Raw genomic sequence first — 18,993 nt, forward strand, 5'->3', positions numbered from 1 at the left:
ACAGGATCACCCTCATGGCAAACGCAGACATCGAATCCCGCCGCAAAGCCGCCCTCGCCCGTGGCGTCGGCGTTCTGACCGACCACTATGCGGTTCGCGCAGAAAACACCGAAATCTGGGATGCCGATGGCAACCGTCTGCTGGATTTCGCCTCCGGTATCGCCGTGCTGAACACCGGCCACCGTCACCCGAAAGTCATCGAGGCCGTCAAGGCGCAGCTGGATGCCTTCACCCATACCTGCCACCAAGTCATCCCCTACGAGAACTATGTGCGTCTGGCAGAGCGCATCAACGCCCTGGCACCGGGCGATTTCGCCAAGAAAACCGTCTTCGTAACGACCGGCGCAGAAGCGCTTGAAAACGCCGTGAAAATTGCACGCGCTCACACCAACCGCTCGGCTGTGATCACCTTCCAAGGCGGCTTCCACGGCCGGACCTTCATGACCATGGCCATGACCGGCAAAGTCGCGCCCTACAAAATCGGCTTCGGTCCGCTGATGGGCGATGTCTTCCACGCGCCCTACCCCTATGAAGCACATGGCGTGTCGATCGATGACAGCATGAATGCCATCGAGAAACTGTTCAAAGCCGATGTCGATCCGGCCCGCGTGGCCGCCATCGTGCTGGAGCCCGTGCAAGGTGAAGGCGGTTTCGTGCCCGCACCGAAAGAATTCGTCAACCGCATCCGTGCCCTTTGCGACAAGCATGGCATCGTGATGATCGCAGACGAAGTCCAAACCGGCTTCGCCCGCACCGGCACCGTCTTCGCGATGGAACAGCATGAATCGGCCGCGGACCTGATCACGATGGCGAAATCGCTGGGTGGCGGCTTCCCGATCGCAGGCGTCGTTGGCCGCGCCGAAATCATGGATGCCGCAGGCCCCGGCGGTCTGGGTGGCACCTATGGCGGCAACCCGCTGGCCATCGCGGCAGCCAATGCCGTGCTGGATGTGATCGCGGAAGAAAAACTCTGCGACCGTGCAAACCTGCTGGGCGACAAGCTGAAAACCAAGCTGGAAGAGCTCAAGACCATCGTGCCGGAACTGACCGAAGTGCGTGGCCCGGGCTTCATGGTTGCCGCAGAATTCATGAATGATGACGGCACCCCCGCCACCGAGCTGACCAACAAGATCCGTCTGGCAGCCCTGGAACGCGGCCTGCTGCTGCTGACCTGTGGCGTCTATGGCAACGTCATCCGCTTCCTCGCGCCGATCACCATTCCGGATGCGCAATTCGACGAAGCCATGACCATCCTGACCGACGCGGTGAAAGCCGTGAAAGGCGCCAAGGAACTGGCCAATGCTTGATCGCGCAGATCTCGCAGCAAAACTGAAGGACGCGTCTCTGCTGGAGACGCGCGCCTATATCAATGGCGAATGGGTGGCTGCGGCCAAGACCTTCACGGTCGACAACCCCTCGACCGGCGAGAAACTGGCCGAAGTGCCGGATCTTACCGTCGAGGACACCCAACGCGCGATTGACGCGGCCTTCGCAGCGAAAGCGGCCTGGGCGGCGAAAACCGGCAAAGAGCGTGGCGCGATCCTGCGCAAGCTGTATGACCTGATGGTGGCCAATGCCGATGATCTGGCCACGATCCTGACCGCCGAGATGGGCAAGCCCTGGGCCGAAGCCCGCGGCGAAGTCCTGTACGGGGCCTCCTATGTCGAATGGTTCTCGGAAGAAGCCAAACGTCTTTATGGCGACTTCATTCCGGGCCATGCGACCGATATCCGCATGGTTGTGATCAAGCAGCCGGTGGGCGTTGTGGGGGCGATCACGCCGTGGAACTTCCCCAATGCGATGCTGGCCCGCAAGCTGGCTCCCGCCTTGGCCGCAGGCTGCACGATGGTGGCCCGCCCCTCCGAGTTCACGCCGCTTTCGGCGCTGGCTCTGACGGTGCTGATCGAGCGCGCAGGCGTGCCCGCAGGTGTGTTCAACATCGTCACCGGTCTGGATGCGTCGGGCATCGGCAAAGCCCTGTGCGACAGCCCGAAGGTCGCCAAAATGACCTTCACCGGCTCCACCCGCGTGGGCAAGATCCTGATGCGTCAGGGGGCCGACACGGTCAAGAAGATCTCGCTGGAACTGGGCGGCAATGCGCCGTTCATCGTGTTCGACGATGCCGATCTGGATGCAGCGGTGCAAGGCGCGATGATCGCCAAGTTCCGCAATAACGGTCAGACCTGCGTCTGCGCGAACCGCATCTATGTGCAGGCAGGCGTCTATGATGCTTTCGCCGAAAAGCTGGCCAAGGCGATGGGCGCGCTGACGCTGGGCGATGGCTTCACCGAAGGCACCACCACCGGCCCGCTGATCAACACCGCGGCTCTGGCCAAGGTCGAGGATCACATTGCCGATGCCGTGTCCAAGGGCGCGACCGTTCTGACGGGCGGCAAACGCTCCAATCTGGGCGGCACCTTCCACGAGCCGACGCTGCTGGCAGGGGTGACGCAAGAGATGAAGGTGGCCTCGGAAGAGACCTTCGGTCCTTTGGCACCGCTGGTCAAATTCGACACCGAAGCCGATGCGGTTGCCTTTGCCAATGACACCGAATTCGGTCTGGCGAGCTATTTCTACACCGGCGATCTCAAACGTGCATGGCGCGTGGGCGAGGCGCTGGAAACAGGGATGGTGGGCATCAATACCGGTGCCATCTCCTCGGAAATCGCTCCCTTCGGCGGGATCAAGCAATCCGGTCAGGGGCGCGAAGGCTCCAAATACGGCTGCGATGACTATCTCGAAATCAAGAATCTCTGCTTCGGCGGGATCAAATAATCTCAAAAGCCCCCGGTCATACGGGGGCTTTTTTCTTGGCCCCTCTTCTTGGCCCGTCTTTGCTGGCTCGTCGCACGCGCCCCCCTGCCGGAAGACAGGCCGGATATGGCAACCCAAGCCGGCATCACATAATAAATTGCATTTTAGCTTCTCTCGCGGATGCAGCAAAATTAGCCCCCGAAGCTGCATTCTATTCCAAATGCTTAGGGGGAATATGCTGCAATCGGAGGCATTTTGATACACGCGGCGCGGGAAAGAGGACTTTAATATATCGCGCCTAATGCTGACAGCACTCCAATAAAGGTGATCCGCAGATGTCAGCTCCGAAACGCCATGTCTCTTTGAAACAGAAGATCTCGCGCCTGCTTGTTCTCCCGCTTCTCGCCGTGATCCTGCTTTCCGGACTCATGATTTTCGAGCGGATTTCCAGCAGCCAAAAAGCCAGAAACCTGAGCGCCCTCATGGAATTCGCGTCCTCCCTGTCCAATCTCGTGCACGAGCAGCAAAAGGAACGGGGCGCGACGAGCGTCTTTCTCAGCAGCGAGGGTAGCCTGTTCAAAGACGAGCTGGCAGCGCAGCGCGGCCAGACGGATCAACGCCTTAAAGCGTTCACACAGATGGGCGACCGCCTCGCCGGCACCTTCACCCCGCGTCTGGCGGCAAGCTATGCCAATCTTCAGGCGCAAATCGCGCAACGTGCAAAGATCCGCGCGCAGGTCGATAGCCTGACACTCCCCATACCCGAAGCGCTTGGCCATTATACAACGATCAATGCGGATGCGATCAACATCATCGGCCAGCTTTCCAAACTGGCGATCAGCGCAGAGCTGGCCAAAAAGCTCGGGGCATTGACCTCTTTCATGGCCACAAAAGAACGCGCCGGCATCGAACGGGCCATTGGTGCGGGCGGCTTTGCCTTGGGCAGCTTCGACATGGCCCGACTGGCCTCGCTTTACAAACTGGTGTCACAGCAGGATATGGGCCTGGAGTTTTTCCGCGATTTTTCTTCTCAGGCACAAGCCGCCGAGCTGGACACGCTGGAACACAGCCCCGAATTCACAGATGTCGCGCGTCTGCGCGACATCGCCTTTGCCTATCCCGAAACCCGAAGCACCCAGGGCGTGACCGCGCAGGAGTTCTTTGATGCCACGACAAAACGTATCGGCATGCTGAAGACCTTCGAGGACGGAATTTCTGCGGATATCATGGCCTCTGCAAAAGAGTTTGTCCGGCATCAAACGGTTCTCTTGGCGCTGAATATCGTGGCGATGTTTGGAGCCTGTGGCATGATCCTGCTTCTCGCACGCCGCATTTCCACAAAAATGGCGCAGGAAGTCGGCCATATCTCGCAACGGGCGACCCAGATGGCAACCGGTCAGATGGATAGCGAGATGCCGGAGACGACCATTCTCGAATTCGGTCGGATCAACGACGCCATCGAAGCCTTCCGTCAAAGCATCCTGCGCGCGCGGCGACAGGAAGAGGCCCATGCCAAAGAGACCCAGATGCGCGAACTCTCGGAGCGGGAGCATGCCGAGCATCTTCTGGAGCAGGAAAAGCTTGCGGCAGAGCAACAGCTTGCCCATGCCGCAGCGAAACAGGCCGAAGATGAAGCGATTGCCGAAGAAATCAACGAGGTTGTCACGGCCTGCGCCAGAGGCGACTTCACCAAGCGCATTCCGCTCCAAGGCAAAACGGGCCTGATGGCCGAACTCTGCAAGGGCCTGAACGAGATCGGCAGCTGCGTCGAACAGGGCATGACCGAGGTCGAAACCTCGATGCGGAGCTTCGCACAGGGCAATTTCACCTATCGCATGCCCGATACGTTGCGCGGCAGCTTCCATCGTGTCGCGCAATCCAGCAATCAGGCCGCCAATGCCCTTTCGATGACCATGCAGACCATCTCCGCGTCCTCGCAGCGCATCGAAAGCTCGACGCAGGAAATCGCGGATGCCTCTGCCGATCTGGCGCGCCGATCGGAGAAGAATGCCGCCGTTCTGGAAGAGACGACTTCGGCCCTGACAGAGATGTCCGCCTCGGTCACCAGCTCGTCGCGAGCGCTTGACGAGGCCCAGAAGACCATTGGCGATATCAGCGAACGTGCCGAGCGCGGACACCAGATCGTGGTCAATGCAATCGCGGCAATGGACAGTATCGAAAGCTCGTCTGCACAGATCGAACGCGTCTTGCAGGTCATTGACGATATTGCTTTCCAGACCAATCTGCTGGCGCTCAATGCGGGGGTAGAAGCCGCACGCGCGGGAGAGGCGGGACGCGGTTTTGCGGTTGTCGCCTCGGAGGTGCGGGCGTTGGCGCAGCGGTCGGCTGATGCCTCGCAAGAGATCAGCAACATGATTTCGACCTCGGGCACGGATGTCCAGCGCGGCGTCTCCATGGTGAACTCCACCGGATCGGCCTTGGCGGATATCGTCAGCGGTGTACATGACATCCGTAGCCGGATCGAGAGCATCGTGACGGCCACGCGGGAGACGACGATCGGCATCAATGAAATCTCCGGCGCGACCCTGGAACTGGATCAGACCACACAGAAAAATGCCGCCATGTTCGAAGAAACCAATGCCGCCATCGCGACCTTGCGGACGGAAACGGAGGCTCTTGCTGCGGAAATCGGCACCTTCCAGATTGATCCCGGAGATGTCGAATTTTTCGCCCCGCCCGAACGTCTGGCCAGCTAGGCGCGAAAAACGCAGTTCCCGCTTTGCACATCGGCTGCGCCTGAGAGAACATCCGGCAACCTTGCGGCACCGCCCTGCGCGCGCCTACATGCAGGGGAAACGGAAGGATCACTCGTATGAAAAAGATCGGCTTTCTCTCTTTCGGACATTGGGCGAACGACCGCGGCTCGCAAGTCCGCTCGGCGTCGGATGTCCTGTTGCAATCCATCGATCTGGCTGTCGCGGCAGAGCAGATGGGGCTGGATGGTGCCTATTTCCGCGTGCACCACTATGCCCGTCAACTGGCCTCTCCCTTTCCGCTTCTGGCGGCGGTCGGTGCCCGCACCACCAGCATCGAGATCGGCACCGGCGTCATCGACATGCGCTATGAAAACCCGCTCTATATGGTCGAAGATGCCGGAAGTGCCGACCTGATCGCGGGCGGCAGGTTGCAACTGGGCATCTCGCGCGGCTCGCCCGAGCAGGTCATTGATGGCTGGCGGCATTTCGGCTATCAGCCCGCCGAAGGCGAGACCCCTGCCGATATGGCGCGCCGTCATACGCAGGTTTTCTTGCAGATGATCGAAGGGGAAGGCTTCGCCCAGCCCAATCCCCGCCCGATGTTCCCCAATCCGCCGGGCCTACTACGGCTGGAACCGCAAAGTCCGGGCTTGCGCAACCGTATCTGGTGGGGGGCGGGTTCCAATGCCACCGCCGAATGGGCTGCGAAACTGGGGATGAACCTGCAAAGCTCGACGCTCAAGGATGACGAGACGGGCGAGGCCTTCCACATCCAGCAAGCCAAGCAGATCCGCGCCTATCGGGCCGCGTGGAAAGAGGCCGGCCATAGTCATGCGCCACGGGTCTCTGTCTCGCGCTCGATCTTTGCGCTGATGAACGATCAGGACCGGATGTATTTCGGGAACGGCTCGAAAGATCAGGACCAGATCGGCATTATCGACCAGACCCGTTCTGTATTCGGCAGGGGCTATGCGGATGAGCCGGACCGCTTGATTGACCAGCTGCGGCAGGACGAGGCGATTGCCGAAGCCGATACGCTGCTGCTCACCGTGCCCAATATGCTGGGGGTTGATTACAACACCCATGTGCTTGAAAGCCTTCTGACCCATGTCGCGCCCGCATTGGGTTGGCGTTAACCACCTTAAACCGCGCCTTGCCTTGGCGCGGTTTTCTTGCTCTGATCCGGCGAAAATACCACAGCAGGGATCACTATGAGCATCGTCGTCTATCTTCCAAGCCCGAAAACCAGTGCCAAATGGGTGGCGCGGCTGCAGACCGTTCTGCCCGAGGCCGAGGTGGTTTCAGGCCATGAGCCGTTCGACGCGGCGCAGGTGGAATATGCCGCGGTATGGCAACCTGCCCACGGCTTTCTGGCTGGCCTGCCAAACCTGAGGGCGATTGTGTCGCTGGCCGCGGGGGTCGATCATCTTGCCGCAGATCCCGAACTGCCGCGCCAGATCCCTGTCATTCGCACGATCGGGTCGGATCTCACCCAGCGTATGCGGGAATATGTGGCGATGCAGGTGCTCAATCTCCATCGCGGCATGCCCGAAATGCTGGCCAGCGCGCAGCAGGCAAAATGGGCACCGATTGTGGCGCCGGTCGCAGGTCAGCGCAAAGTCGGCATTCTTGGCCTTGGCAATCTGGGTGCAGCGGCGGCAGCGCTGCTGGCGCAGATCGGCTTCGAGACCAGAGGTTGGGCCCGCAGCCCCAAGGATATCGCCCAAGTGACGTGCCATCACGGCCCCGAAGGCCTGAAGAGATTCCTGCAAGATTGTGAAATCGTAGTAAATCTTCTGCCACTCACCCCCGAAACCCGCCATATTCTGGACGCTTCGCTATTTCAGGCCCTGCCAAAGGGGGCCTGTCTGGTGAATTGCGGGCGCGGCGATCACTTGCACGAGGCCGATCTGCTGGCCGCATTGGACAACGGGCAGATTGCCCATGCGATCCTTGATGCCTTCCCTATCGAGCCGCTGCCCGAAGAGCATCCTTTCTGGACGCATCCCAATGTGACGGTCACGCCGCATATCGCCTCGCAGGTCGATCCCGATACAGGCAGCCGGATCATTGCCGAAAATATCCGCCAGTTTGCCAAAGACGGGCGCTGCGGCGATATGGCCGATATGCAGCGCGGTTATTAACTCCCGCTGAGGGAAAACGGGCGCGAAACCCTCGCGCCCGTTTCCTCTGCATTTTCAACATGGCGGAAGATTCAGAAGCTTAGCATAGCGCCATCGCCCGACGGCGCTCTTTTGCAACGTCAAAACGGTCAAGCATCATCACTTTGTGCCAGGCTTTCACGAAATCGCGCACCAGATAGGCCTCGCCATCATCTGCGGCATAATATTCGGCCAGTTGGCGCAGCTCGCTATTGGAGCCGAAAACCAGATCGCAACGCGAGGCGGTATAGGATGCCCCCTCTCCCGCACGCGGTCGGATATCGAACATCTCTTCACCGTCCTGCGGGTGCCATGCATAGTCCATCGATACCAGCACACGGAAATAATCATTGGTCAACTGACCCTTCCGCTGGGTAAAGATCCCCGTTTCCGACCCATCATAATTCTGGTCAAGCGCCCGTAGCCCACCGGCCAGTGCCGTCCATTCCGGCGCGGTCAGCGCAAGTTTTGCGGCCTGATCAAGGAAGAGCTGCTCTGCCGGAACCTGATAGCGGATGCCCGGATGCCGGTAATTGCGGAACCCGTCCACCACGGGCAGCAACCAGTCGAAGGTCTCGGCATCGGTCCATTCGTCGCTGGCATCCGTGCGTCCCGCCACGAAGGGCACGCAAACGTCATGCCCCGCAGCCTTGGCCGCAGCTTCAACGGCCGCACAACCTGCCAGAACAATCAGATCGGCCATCGAAACCTTGGCCGCCCCCTTGGCGTCAAAGTCGGACTTTACCTGTTCCAATGCGGACAGCACCCGCGAGAGTTGGGCGGGATTGTTCACCGCCCAATCCTTTTGTGGCGCAAGGCGGATGCGCGCGCCGTTGGCACCTCCGCGTTTGTCGGTATCGCGATAGGTCGAGGCCGAAGCCCATGCCGTAGCAATCAGCTCGCGCAGCGGAATTCCGGTCGTCAGGCAGGTCTTTTTCAGCTCTGCAATATCGGCCTCGCTGATCGGCGGATACTCTGCCTCGGGCGTCGGGTCCTGCCAGATGAACGTGCCGCCGATCTCCGGCCCGAGCCAGCGCGAGGTCGGCCCCAGATCGCGGTGGATCAGCTTGTGCCACGCCTTCGAGAAGCAATCGGTGAAATAGTCGAAATCCGCCAGAAAGCGCTCGCAGATCTTGCGGTATTCGGGATCGACCTTCAGCGCCAGATCCGATGTCATCATCATCAGCGGATTCATCTGGCCCTCGACATGCGCATCAGGCGTTTTCGGCGCGTCGGGGTCTTCGGGGGTCCATTGCACGGCCCCCGCCGGAGATGTCTCCTGCTTCCATTCATATTTGAACAGGTTTTCCAGATAGGAATTGTCCCACATCGTGGGGTCGGGGGTCCAGCTGCCCTCGATCCCGTTGGTCATGGTATATTGCGCAAACCCGAGGCCTTCGGGGTTTTGCCAGCCCAGACCCTGCGCCTGAATCGGCGCCCCTTCCGGCGCAGGACCGATTTCATCGGCGCTAACCATCCCGTGCGATTTCCCGAAAGCATGCCCGCCCGCAATCAGGGCAACGGTCTCTTCGTCATTCATCGCCATGCGGGCAAAGGTCTCGCGGATATCGCGGGCGCTGTCTTGCGCATTCCCGTTGCCATTGGGGCCTTCGGGATCGACATAGATCAGGGCCTGATTGGCATTGGCCAACGGCGCTTCGAGATCATAATGATCAGACCGGACATCCCCTTCCCAACGCAGGTCACGGGTGACCATCTGGTTCGGATGGCCTTCCAGCGGACCTTGCCCGACCTCCGAAGGACGCTTGCCGTTCCACCCCTCGGGGCCCCAATATGTGGCGCGATCTGCTTCCCACGCATCCACGCGACCAAAGGCAAAGCCTTGGATCGGCAGGCCCATATCTTCTAACGCAAGCGTGCCGGCCAGCATCATCAGGTCGGCCCAGCTCAGTTTTGCCCCATATTTCTGCTTGATCGGCAATAGAAGACGGCGGGATTTATCGGTATTGCCATTGTCCCACCACGAATTGATCGGCGCGAAACGCTGCATCCCTTCGGCCGAACCGCCACGCCCGTCGGCGATGCGATAGGTGCCCGCCGAGTGCCACGCCATACGCACCATTTGCGGCCCGTAATGCCCGTAATCCGAAGGCCACCAGTCTTTCGAACTATGCAAAAGCGCGCGCAGGTCGGCCTTGAGCGCGGCAATATCCAGATCCTTGATCGCTTCGGCGTAATCATAGTCCGGTCCAAGCGGGTTGGCCTGCACCGGATTCTGATGCAGAAGCTCCACTTTCAGCCGGTTGGGCCACCAGTGATCCAGTTGCGGCTCGGAGCCGATTGCCCCCCCGATACGGGTTCCGCGAAACGGGCAAGCGCCTTGGGTTGCGCCATCGTGGTCTTTCATGGGGGGGTCTCCTTGCACAGTGACTTGGCCCCGAACCGCACCCGAAACTGCGCCAGAGCCTTTGCTACTGTTCCAACACCCGAGAGCCCGATCAGTTTCATAGAGGGCCGAGGAAATTCACCCTCGCCCCGCGATCCACGCAAATGACGCCACGGCAAAACTGAAAAAGGACGGCCTGCAAGCAGACCGCCCTTCTTCACTGGAGATGCACATCTCCTGATGTGCAGCGTGTGGACCTAAGGCCTTATTGGTCCCGGCCTTGGCCCAAATAGGGAACCGGCAGCGGCGTAACTTCGTGACGGGCATCGCCCGACAGGATGAAGGCCGCGTCTTGTGCGTTGTGGTCACGCAGATCGCTATCCACCGTCACCAGCTCGGCCAGCGTGTATTTGCTCGGGTCAACGCCAAGCTGCGCAGCCAGCTGTGCTTTACCGGCAGACACTTCCTGCGCAGGAGCCGCGACACGGTTATCGTGGTTGAGGAAGTAGTTCACGGTGCTGTTGTCGCCGTCGCGGCGGGCCTCGTCGATCGAGGTCAACTCGGCGGTGGTGAAGTCGGCCCCGTTCAGACCAAGCTGTTGCGCCAGTTGGGCATGGCCTGCCCCCTCGGCGGACGCGATCCCTGCACTGGCGGTAAGGGCGACAACTGCGGCAATAACGATATTTTTCATGATCAATCTCCAAGTGATCCGCAAATCGTCAGCACCCTGAGTGAAGCGGGCGATCTGCTGTGTTTCTTTCTGAAGACTTATCTAGGAGTGTTCCTCCGAATGTTAAATATACAAAATTAGCACGCTAAGCGTTTATATATGCACATATCGGTTTTCGGGCTTTTTCCCCTGTCGCGCATGAAAACGCGCCCGAGGTTGCCCCCGGGCGCGGCGAAAGCCATCGCATAGGCGTGGATTATTTGGCGTCGGCCATTTGCTTGGGCAGACGGAAGGTCCAGACGGTGCCACCTTGATTGAGGTAGTTCACACGCTTGGCAACCTCACCACCCCAAAGCGGCACGGCGCCCCCCCAGCCGGAAATCACCGAGACATATTGCTCGCCATCCTGCTCCCAGGTGATCGGCTGGCCAACAATGCCCGAACCGGTCTGGAAGGACCAAAGCTTGTCACCGGTCTCGGCGTCGAAGGCCATGAATTCGCCTTCGGGGTTGCCAGTAAAGACAAGGCCACCCGCCGTGGACATCACCCCGCCCCAGAGCGGTGCAGAGTTCTTATATTCCCATTTCACCTCGCCAGTATTCGGGTCCATCGCTTTCAGCGAACCGATATAGCTTTCGAAAAGCGGCTTGATGGTGAAGCCTGCCCCAAGATAGGCCGCGCCTTTCTTGTAGGAAATCGGCTCGTTCCAGATATCCATGCCCCATTCGTTGGAGGGCACATAGAACAGGCCTGTCTGCTGGCTATACGCCATCGGCATCCAGTTCTTGCCCCCAAGGAAACTGGGCACCGAGAAGACCTGCTGGCCCTTGCCATCCTCGGAGGCCGTATCCGGCGCACCGGGGCGATTCTGCTCGTTATAGATCGGGCGACCGGTCTCATCGATCCCGCTGGCCCAAGAGATATCCTTCACAAAAGGATAAGCCGCGACGAATTTGCCGTCTTCGCGGTTGAGGATGTAGAAGAAGCCGTTCCGGTCGGCGGTCGCATAGCGCTTGTTGCCATCCTTATCGACAAAGCCCACGACCTCGTTCACACCGTCGAAATCCCAGCCTTCACGCGGGGTGGACTGGAAGTGCCACTTGATCTCGCCGGTCTTGGGGTCGATGCCGAGGCGGGACGCCGCGTAGAGGTTGTCGCCCTTATTGCCCTCAACGGGGGTGCCCGCATTGCGCAGGTGGCTGTTCCACGGCGCGGGGTTACCGGTGCCGAAGATCAGCGTATCGGTATCGGCGTCATAAGAGCCACCCAGCCATGTTGCCCCGCCACCGGTTTTCCACATATCGCCCGGCCAGGTCGCGTTCAGCTCGCCGGTCATGGTCGAGGGTTCGCCATTGAGCGTGCCCATATGGCCTTCGATCACCGGACGGGTCCAGACCAGCTCGCCGGTTTCCGCATCGCGCGCCTGCACCTCGCCCACGATCCCGAATTCACCGCCCGAATTGCCGGTGATGACAAGCCCGTTTACGATCAGCGGCGCGGCGGTATAGCTGTACCCCTCTTTGTAATTGGCGATTTTCTTGTTCCAGACGACATCGCCGGTTTTCCGGTCAAGCGCCACGATCCGCGCATCCAATGTGCCGAAATAGATATTATCGCCATAGATGGCCGCACCGCGATTGATCACGTCACAGCAGGGCAGAATGCCCTCGGGAAGGCGGGCATCATATTGCCACAGCTCTTTTCCGGTATGGATATCAATCGCATAAAGGCGCGAATAGGAGCCGGTGATATACATCACCCCGTCATAGACGATCGGCTGGCTCTCCTGCCCGCGCTGCTTTTCTCCGCCAAGGCTGAATGCCCAAGCCGGAACGAGGTTTTTCACGTTGTCACGGTTCAGCGTTTCCAGCGGGCTGAAACGCTGCAAATTGCGCCCCATCCCGTTGGTGAGCACATCGCCCACCGTCTGCTGATCCGCGCGAAGATCCTCCTCGGTAACCCCTGCTTGAGCGTCTCCCAAAGCCCAGCCGCAGGAAATGGCCAGCACTGCGGCCAAAACGAAACGGTTCATTGCGTAGTCCTCCCTGTCGTCCTGTCCGCACCTCGGAAAAAGAGGGCGGATCAGACATTCCCGAAGTATTGGACAGGGGCACACGGGCGGATATTGTCCATTGGTCTTACTTAGACGTCACGCATGCCCCTGATGAGGGTTACTGACTGTTCAGATAGGTTACGATAAAGTCCTGAACCGTCGGATCGACAATGCCGACATGACGCATTTTCGTGCCTGGAATGAAGGCGTCATTATCTTCCATCCAAGCCCGCAGCGCCCCTGGCGTCCAGACGAAATTCGCCTGTTTCAAAGCGTCGGAATAGGGGTAATCGCCATAGCTTCCCGCCTTGCGCCCCACGACCTTCTCCAGCAGCGGTCCATAGCTTGCCCGATCCGCATCGACCGAATGGCACCGCTGGCAATTCGCCTCGAAGAACTGATGCCCCGCGTCGATCTTGATCCGCTCCGTAGTGTCGGCCTGCGCGACCTGCACGCAAGCGGCTGCCAGTATTGCACTCAGAACAAGGCTTGTTTTCATGACAATTCTCCTACTTTCTACCCGTCTCGAAAGTAGGTCTGCTGCAGGTCGGCACGGTTGATCCATATCAATGGCCGCATACGACTTTGGTCGCGATTCTGGCTGTTATCCCTGTGGCAGATAGCGCGCTTCGTCGGCATCCGGGGTCACCGCGCGCCAATCATAGTGCGCGCCCTGCAGCTCTTGGGCCTGTGGCAGGCCCGCCCGCGCCGCACGGTCGATCATCGCCTGTCCCTGAGCAATGTCGCGCACACCTCCCCGACCGCGCAGCAGATCCAGACCACGGTTGAACTGCCCGACCGGATCGCCCGCTTCAGCCGCGCGCCGGTCCCATTCGGCCGCAGCCGCCGGATCTTCCACGGCGCCCAGACCATTATCCTCCAGCGCACTCATCCACGTCATAGCCCCTGTCCAACCACGCTCGGCACATAGGCCGAAGACCTCGCGCGCCGCAGCATGATCGCCGGATTTCGTCATGAAATAGCCCGAGGCGCAATTCATCATCGTGACCTCGCCCCGCGCGGTATCACGCAGCACACGGTCCAGGCTCATCTCGGGCGGATTGAGGTCGCCGCCCGGCTCCTCGGCCAAGGCATCCGCCAGCGCGGGACAGGCCAGAAACGACCCAAGAAGCAGGGCCAGACAGCCCCTGTGCAAACCTGCCATCATGGTTTCCTCCCTTGACACAAAACAGGCTAACACGGCGCACCGCCCCCCGGCCCTAGACCTTAGTCCTATTGCATCCGCCCACCCGAGCAGATGCAGTGTCCTCAGGGAGAGAGACATGAAATTTTTAACAACCGTGGCGGTTGCATGGTTGGCATGTGCTTCGGCGCAGGCCGAGGTGCTGCGCCTTGACTGGCTTGAACGTCAGGTCACGCCACCCCCCGTTTTATCCAATCTAGCCGGTGACCCCGATGATCTGGGCGTCGCAGGTGCCCGATTGAGCCTTGAAGACATTACAAAGACAGGAAAATTTCTGGGAATCGACTGGCAGCTTCACGAAACCCGTGTGGCGCCGGACGCACCGTTTCTGACCGCCGCGAAAAAGATTCTGGCCGAGGGGGCACAGATATTGGTGACGCGCGCTCCGGCGGAAGACCTCTTGGCGCTGGCGGATCTGCCCGAGGCAAAGGATGTGCTGATCTTCAATACCAGCGCCGAGGACATGCCGCTTCGTGGCACGCAATGCCGCGCCAATATCCTGCACAGCACCCCTTCCGTCGCAATGCGTACCGATGCGCTGGCGCAGGCACTGGTGGTCAAACGCTGGACGAAGCTGGCGCTTGTCACCGGCCCGCATCCCGAAGACAAAGCCTTTGCCGAAGCGCTCAAGACCAGCTTGGGCAAGTTCGGACTGGCCCTGGCTGGCGAGAAGGACTGGCCCCTGACCGCTGATATGCGCCGTTCTGCCGCCGCCGAGGTGCCGCTGTTCATGCAGGATCTGCCCGAGCATGACATCCTGCTGGTGGCCGATGAACGCGGCGATTTCGGGCGCTATCTGCCCTATAACACATGGCTGCCGCGTCCGATTGCGGGCTCCGAGGGGTTGCAGCCGCTTGGCTGGGCCGGTGTGGTCGAGCAAAACGGGGCCGCACAGCTACAGGACCGGTTCCGCATGGCCAGCGGTCGCGACATGCGCGCCGCCGATTACGCGGCATGGGTGGCGGTGGCCGCTGTGTCGGATGCCCGCACCCGCTCCGGTGCCGGTGACCCGCGCAGCCTGCGCGACTATCTGATCTCCGATAAGGCACGGATCGCGGGCTTTCTGGGCCAGCCGCTTTCCTTCCGCCCGTGGGATGGCCAGATGCGCCAGCCCCTGCCACTGGTCACAGAGCGCGCGGTCATCGCGACCGCCCCCTTCGAGGGGTTTCTCCATCACGCCAACGAGATGGACACCCTTGGCACCGACCGTCCCGAAACCCTCTGCAAAGCTTTTGGAGGCTGAATGCTGCGCATCCTGTTCCTGACGACCGCCCTTGCGGCCAGCCCCGCCCTTGCCGACGAGATCTGGGTGACCAACGAGGCCGATGACACGGTCAGCGTGATCGATGTCCAGACCCTCGAGGTGGTGCGCAGCTATCCTACGGGCGAACGCCCGCGCGGCATCACCTTCTCGCGCGATTTCAAGCGGCTTTACATCTGCGCCTCCGATAGCGACGCCGTACAGGTGATGGACCCCGAAACGGGCAAGATCCTGCATGACCTGCCCTCGGGGGAAGACCCCGAGCAATTCGTGCTCGCCCCCGATGACCGGCTGCTTTACATCGCCAATGAAAACGACGCCGTGACCACCGTCGTCGATACCCAGACCCGCCGTGTGGTGGCCCAGATCGATGTCGGAATCGAACCCGAGGGCATGGGCATCTCGCCCGATGGCAAGGTGCAGGTGACCACATCGGAAACCACCAATATGGCGCATTGGATCGATACCGCGACCCATCAGATCGTCGCCAACTCGCTAGTGGATGCACGCCCGCGCCATGCCGAATTCTCGCCCGACGGGTCCGAGTTATGGGTCAGCTCGGAAATCGGCGGCACGGTCAGCATCTTCGATACCGCAACCAAGACCGAGAAGGGCAAGATCCGCTTTGCCATTGCGGGTGTGCGCTCGGAAAAACTGCAACCCGTGGGGATGCTGTTCTCGCCCGATAAGACCAAGGTGTTCATCGCCTTGGGCCCCGCCAACCATGTGGCTGTCGTGGATGCAAAAACCTTCGAGGTCGAGCAATATCTGATGGTCGGGCGGCGGGTCTGGCATCTGGCCTATTCCCCCGATGAAACCCTGCTGTTCACCACCAATGGCGTTTCGGGCGATGTGACGGTGATCGATGTCGCCACATTGGAACCGAAAGCCACGATCAAGGTGGGCCGTTTCCCTTGGGGGGCCGCAGCCCGCCCCACCCCTCCCCAGCCGATTGCAGACTGACCCAAGCCTATACAGGAGTTTTCCATGCGTTATTTCCTTTCTGCCCTAGTGATTGCCGCCCTTTCGGCCACCACCGCCTTTGCCGATGCCGATGATGACAACGAGGCCGGTCCGCCCGCGGGTCTGATGGCGGCAGGCAATCGCGACAAACTGCCCGAGGTGATGCTCTCGGTTGGCGAGCCTCTGGGCGGGCCGTGGCATCTGAAATCGGGCCGCTATTACACCGTCGAGATCACCTCGGACGGGTCGGGCGAGATCGGCCTGTCGGGGGCCGATTTCTTTCATGCTGTCTGGATCGACGAGGTCGTGGTCGAAGGGCTGGAAGTCCGCCCCACCGGCCTCAACTCGGTAGAATTCGATGAACCCGGCACAATGAAAATCACCTTTGTGGCGGTCACGCCGGGAAGCTATGCTTTGTCCATTCCCGGCTCGTCGGGCGAGGATCAGCGGCTTGACATCACCATCGACTAACCCCGCGCTGAAGGTCAGCGGACTCAGCCACCGCTGGGGAACGAAGCTGGCCCTTGACGGGGTCGGCTTTACCCTGCCCGCAGGATGTTTCTGCGCCCTTCTGGGGCCGAACGGGGCGGGGAAATCCACCCTGATGTCGGTGCTGACAGGGCTGATCCGGCCCCGTCCGGGCGTGGTCGAGGTGGCGGGCACGGATATGGGGCGCGCGCCGCGCAGGGCCTTGGCGGGGATCGGCGTCGTTTTCCAGCAACCCACCCATGATCTGGACCGGAGCGTGGCGGCAAATCTGCGCTATTTCGCGGCGCTTCAGGGCCTCAGCCGTAGCGAAAGCGAGACCCGTATCGAAGAGGCGCTCACCCGCCTTGGCATGGCGGAGCGGGCAGGCGAGAAAGTCGGCAAGCTGAACGGGGGCCATAGGCGGCGCATGGAAATTGCCCGCGCGCTGATCCACCGTCCGGGACTGCTGCTGCTGGATGAGCCGACCGTCGGGCTTGACGCCCCCGCCCGCGCCGCAATCACCGCCTATGTGCATGACCTGACCTCCAGCGGCATTACGGTGCTCTGGGCCACCCATCTGGTGGACGAATTGCGCGATACGGATACGATGGTGCTCCTGCATCGCGGGCAGGTTGCGGCAGAGGGGCAGGTGGGCCGCCTCAGGGGTGGGGTGCCGCTGGCCGACTGGTTCCTGAGCCGCACCGGAGCCCTCCAATGAGCGCGCTGCGCGCCGCGGCGGCGATCATGACGCGCGAGCTTGCCCGCTTTCTGACCCAGCGCGAGAGGTTCTTTGCCGCTCTGGTCCGGCCTCTGGTCTGGCTGGTCGTCTTCGCGGCAGGCTTTCGCGCGGCTCTGGGCATGTCGATCATTCCGCCCTACCGCACCTATATCACCTACGAGACCTATATCGCGCCGGGCCTCTGCGGGATGATCTTGCTGTTTTCGGCCATGCAAAGCTCGCTCAGCCTTGTCAATGACCGCGAGAGCGGCACCATGCGGCTGATGCTGACCGCCCCTTGGCCGCGCTGGTTCCTGCTGGGCGCGAAGCTGGTAGCGGGGGCCCTGGTGGGTCTGGTCCAGGTTGCGGCCTTTCTGGCCATTGCCTATCTCTATGGTATCCACCTGCCACCGCTCGGATATCTGGCCGCGCTGCCTGCGCTGGTGCTTGCAGGATTGATGCTGGGGGCGCTCGGGCTGTTTCTGTCCGCCCGCATCCGCCAGCTGGAAAATTTCGCAGGGGTGATGAATTTCGTGATCTTCCCGATGTTCTTCCTGTCCTCCGCCCTCTATCCGGTGTGGAAGATGCAGGAGGCCTCGCCGGTTCTGGCTACCATCTGCCGGCTGAACCCGTTCACCCATGCCGTCGAGCTGATCCGCTTCGCGCTTTACGGCCAGTTCGCGGCCATGTCCTTCGGGGTCGTAGCAGGGGCCGCCGCCGTGTTTTTCGCATTAGCGCTCTGGGGATTCGAACCGGCCAGAACCCGCCCGCCCAAAGCGCGCTAGGCCCCGCGTCCCGTCGGGCCAAGCCCTTTGGGACGCGCCTTTTTTAAGGGCCGGTTTACATATTAGACCATTGGACAATACGCGCCGATGCCGCTCTCGGGCAGGATAAGGTGAAACGCGACGAAGGTCGGATGGAGGAGCCGTCCCTTGTCTCGTTATCTGCTGACGAGCAGCCATCAAGAGGGAGAGAGAAATGCTTGATAGCCGGACCCGCCGCAGCCTTGCGGCAATCGTCTTTGCCGGAATTCTGACGCCTGTGCAGCTGTTTGCGCATGGCGATGTGGCACCGCAACCGATCAATACCGACGCCCTGCCCGATGTGGGAGAAGAATGGCTGACCGAGAACCCCTATCGCGCCGACGCCGCGGGCGAAGAGGTCTGGCGCGCCGCTGTGCGGATCGGGGATTCCGGTTTCAATCAGAACTGCGCACGTTGCCACGGGCTTGGGGCGGTGTCGGGAGGTCTTGCCCCCGATCTGCGCTTCCTTGAGGCCGAGGAATATGGCGATGAATGGTTCGTCGAGCGGTTCCAGCACGGCTATACGCAAGACGGCACCACCAAGATGCCCGCGTTCGGCGAAGTGCTGGGCCAGAAAGCCGGATGGGCGATCCGCACCTATATCGAGACCCGCCCCGAGGATGACGCGCTGGAACCCTATTCCGACCGGCTGCACAAGATCCGCGATGACCTGATGGCCGGCAAGGCCGATGCAGGCCCCGTGCACGAGGAACTGGTCGAGATCGCCAGCAAGGTGCAGACCTTCTCGGGCGCACCGGTGGCCGATAGTGCTGTCAGCCGTGCGGCAGAGGCCCTGACCGACGATCCGGCCAGCCAGAAACACGCGGCCGAACTGCTGACCATCGGCCTTTCGGCGGCGCAATGACGATGCGG

16 protein-coding genes are annotated in these 18,993 nt (G+C 61.0%); 11 read left to right on the plus strand and 5 right to left on the minus strand.

Annotated elements, in window-relative coordinates:
- The first annotated feature begins 14 nt into the window (after positions 1-14).
- The 5 genes from WDB88_RS15480 (at position 15) to WDB88_RS15500 (ending at position 7,615) form a co-directional block, all read left to right on the plus strand.
- On the plus strand, positions 15-1,307 hold the full coding sequence (locus WDB88_RS15480) for a 4-aminobutyrate--2-oxoglutarate transaminase (protein WP_330629416.1): 1,293 nt from the start codon (positions 15-17) through the stop codon (positions 1,305-1,307).
- Complete coding sequence (locus WDB88_RS15485) at positions 1,300-2,775, plus strand: NAD-dependent succinate-semialdehyde dehydrogenase (RefSeq protein ID WP_330629417.1); 1,476 nt, start codon at positions 1,300-1,302, stop codon at positions 2,773-2,775. The genes WDB88_RS15480 and WDB88_RS15485 overlap by 8 nt, the downstream gene beginning before the upstream one ends.
- Before the next feature lie 314 nt (positions 2,776-3,089).
- Positions 3,090-5,471 (plus strand): nitrate- and nitrite sensing domain-containing protein, encoded by a 2,382-nt coding sequence (locus tag WDB88_RS15490; RefSeq protein WP_339109935.1) that lies wholly within the window; start codon positions 3,090-3,092, stop codon positions 5,469-5,471.
- A gap of 116 nt (positions 5,472-5,587) precedes the next feature.
- Positions 5,588-6,607, plus strand: coding sequence for an LLM class flavin-dependent oxidoreductase (locus WDB88_RS15495; RefSeq protein ID WP_339109936.1), 1,020 nt, complete (start codon positions 5,588-5,590; stop codon positions 6,605-6,607).
- A 75-nt stretch (positions 6,608-6,682) separates the two neighbouring features.
- Positions 6,683-7,615 carry a glyoxylate/hydroxypyruvate reductase A gene (locus WDB88_RS15500; protein ID WP_339109937.1) on the plus strand — a complete coding sequence of 311 codons (933 nt, stop codon included), beginning with the start codon at positions 6,683-6,685 and terminating at the stop codon, positions 7,613-7,615.
- Positions 7,616-7,694: 79 nt separating this feature from the next.
- Here WDB88_RS15500 and katG read toward each other — a convergent pair whose 3' ends face one another.
- From katG to WDB88_RS15525, 5 genes are all read right to left on the minus strand, one after another.
- A complete protein-coding gene (gene katG, locus WDB88_RS15505; protein ID WP_339109938.1) occupies positions 7,695-10,001 on the minus strand; it encodes a catalase/peroxidase HPI in 2,307 nt (768 codons plus the stop codon).
- Between the two features lie 244 nt (positions 10,002-10,245).
- Positions 10,246-10,671 (minus strand): hypothetical protein, encoded by a 426-nt coding sequence (locus WDB88_RS15510; RefSeq protein WP_330629424.1) that lies wholly within the window; start codon positions 10,669-10,671, stop codon positions 10,246-10,248.
- Positions 10,672-10,906: 235 nt separating this feature from the next.
- Entirely contained in the window at positions 10,907-12,682 is a 1,776-nt protein-coding gene (locus tag WDB88_RS15515) for a PQQ-dependent methanol/ethanol family dehydrogenase (protein ID WP_330629425.1), read from the minus strand.
- 139 nt (positions 12,683-12,821) lie between these two features.
- Positions 12,822-13,202 (minus strand): c-type cytochrome, encoded by a 381-nt coding sequence (locus tag WDB88_RS15520; protein ID WP_339109939.1) that lies wholly within the window; start codon positions 13,200-13,202, stop codon positions 12,822-12,824.
- A 105-nt stretch (positions 13,203-13,307) separates the two neighbouring features.
- Entirely contained in the window at positions 13,308-13,871 is a 564-nt protein-coding gene (locus tag WDB88_RS15525; protein WP_330629429.1) for a sel1 repeat family protein, read from the minus strand.
- A gap of 115 nt (positions 13,872-13,986) precedes the next feature.
- Here WDB88_RS15525 and WDB88_RS15530 point away from each other — a divergent pair, with 115 nt between their 5' ends.
- The 6 genes from WDB88_RS15530 to pedF all read left to right on the plus strand — a co-directional run bounded on the left by WDB88_RS15530 (position 13,987) and on the right by pedF (position 18,985).
- The gene (locus WDB88_RS15530) at positions 13,987-15,150 is read left to right on the plus strand and encodes an ABC transporter substrate-binding protein (protein WP_339109940.1); all 1,164 of its coding nucleotides are present in this window, start codon (positions 13,987-13,989) and stop codon (positions 15,148-15,150) included.
- A complete protein-coding gene (locus tag WDB88_RS15535) occupies positions 15,151-16,131 on the plus strand; it encodes a YVTN family beta-propeller repeat protein (RefSeq protein ID WP_330629431.1) in 981 nt (326 codons plus the stop codon).
- Between the two features lie 24 nt (positions 16,132-16,155).
- The gene (locus WDB88_RS15540) at positions 16,156-16,602 is read left to right on the plus strand and encodes a hypothetical protein (RefSeq protein WP_339109941.1); all 447 of its coding nucleotides are present in this window, start codon (positions 16,156-16,158) and stop codon (positions 16,600-16,602) included.
- Positions 16,583-17,317, plus strand: a complete 735-nt coding sequence (locus tag WDB88_RS15545) for an ABC transporter ATP-binding protein (RefSeq protein WP_330629433.1) — start codon at positions 16,583-16,585, stop codon at positions 17,315-17,317. Before WDB88_RS15540 ends, WDB88_RS15545 begins: the two co-directional genes overlap by 20 nt.
- The gene (locus WDB88_RS15550; RefSeq protein ID WP_339109942.1) at positions 17,314-18,102 is read left to right on the plus strand and encodes an ABC transporter permease; all 789 of its coding nucleotides are present in this window, start codon (positions 17,314-17,316) and stop codon (positions 18,100-18,102) included. Before WDB88_RS15545 ends, WDB88_RS15550 begins: the two co-directional genes overlap by 4 nt.
- Before the next feature lie 193 nt (positions 18,103-18,295).
- Positions 18,296-18,985 (plus strand): cytochrome c-550 PedF, encoded by a 690-nt coding sequence (gene pedF / locus WDB88_RS15555; protein ID WP_330629435.1) that lies wholly within the window; start codon positions 18,296-18,298, stop codon positions 18,983-18,985.
- Positions 18,986-18,993: the final 8 nt, after the last annotated feature.

This window comes from Thioclava sp. GXIMD4216, assembly GCF_037949285.1.
Taxonomy (GTDB): Bacteria; Pseudomonadota; Alphaproteobacteria; order Rhodobacterales; family Rhodobacteraceae; genus Thioclava; species Thioclava litoralis.

Bases quoted from the DNA above. Each gene is read 5' to 3' on its own strand.
- WDB88_RS15480 (WP_330629416.1), top strand. From the start codon at position 15: ATGGCAAACGCAGACATCGAATCCCGCCGCAAAGCCGCCCTCGCCCGT.
- WDB88_RS15485 (WP_330629417.1), top strand. From the start codon at position 1,300: ATGCTTGATCGCGCAGATCTCGCAGCAAAACTGAAGGACGCGTCTCTG.
- WDB88_RS15490 (WP_339109935.1), top strand. From the start codon at position 3,090: ATGTCAGCTCCGAAACGCCATGTCTCTTTGAAACAGAAGATCTCGCGC.
- WDB88_RS15495 (WP_339109936.1), top strand. From the start codon at position 5,588: ATGAAAAAGATCGGCTTTCTCTCTTTCGGACATTGGGCGAACGACCGC.
- WDB88_RS15500 (WP_339109937.1), top strand. From the start codon at position 6,683: ATGAGCATCGTCGTCTATCTTCCAAGCCCGAAAACCAGTGCCAAATGG.
- katG (WP_339109938.1), bottom strand. From the start codon at position 10,001: ATGAAAGACCACGATGGCGCAACCCAAGGCGCTTGCCCGTTTCGCGGA.
- WDB88_RS15510 (WP_330629424.1), bottom strand. From the start codon at position 10,671: ATGAAAAATATCGTTATTGCCGCAGTTGTCGCCCTTACCGCCAGTGCA.
- WDB88_RS15515 (WP_330629425.1), bottom strand. From the start codon at position 12,682: ATGAACCGTTTCGTTTTGGCCGCAGTGCTGGCCATTTCCTGCGGCTGG.
- WDB88_RS15520 (WP_339109939.1), bottom strand. From the start codon at position 13,202: ATGAAAACAAGCCTTGTTCTGAGTGCAATACTGGCAGCCGCTTGCGTG.
- WDB88_RS15525 (WP_330629429.1), bottom strand. From the start codon at position 13,871: ATGATGGCAGGTTTGCACAGGGGCTGTCTGGCCCTGCTTCTTGGGTCG.
- WDB88_RS15530 (WP_339109940.1), top strand. From the start codon at position 13,987: ATGAAATTTTTAACAACCGTGGCGGTTGCATGGTTGGCATGTGCTTCG.
- WDB88_RS15535 (WP_330629431.1), top strand. From the start codon at position 15,151: ATGCTGCGCATCCTGTTCCTGACGACCGCCCTTGCGGCCAGCCCCGCC.
- WDB88_RS15540 (WP_339109941.1), top strand. From the start codon at position 16,156: ATGCGTTATTTCCTTTCTGCCCTAGTGATTGCCGCCCTTTCGGCCACC.
- WDB88_RS15550 (WP_339109942.1), top strand. From the start codon at position 17,314: ATGAGCGCGCTGCGCGCCGCGGCGGCGATCATGACGCGCGAGCTTGCC.
- pedF (WP_330629435.1), top strand. From the start codon at position 18,296: ATGCTTGATAGCCGGACCCGCCGCAGCCTTGCGGCAATCGTCTTTGCC.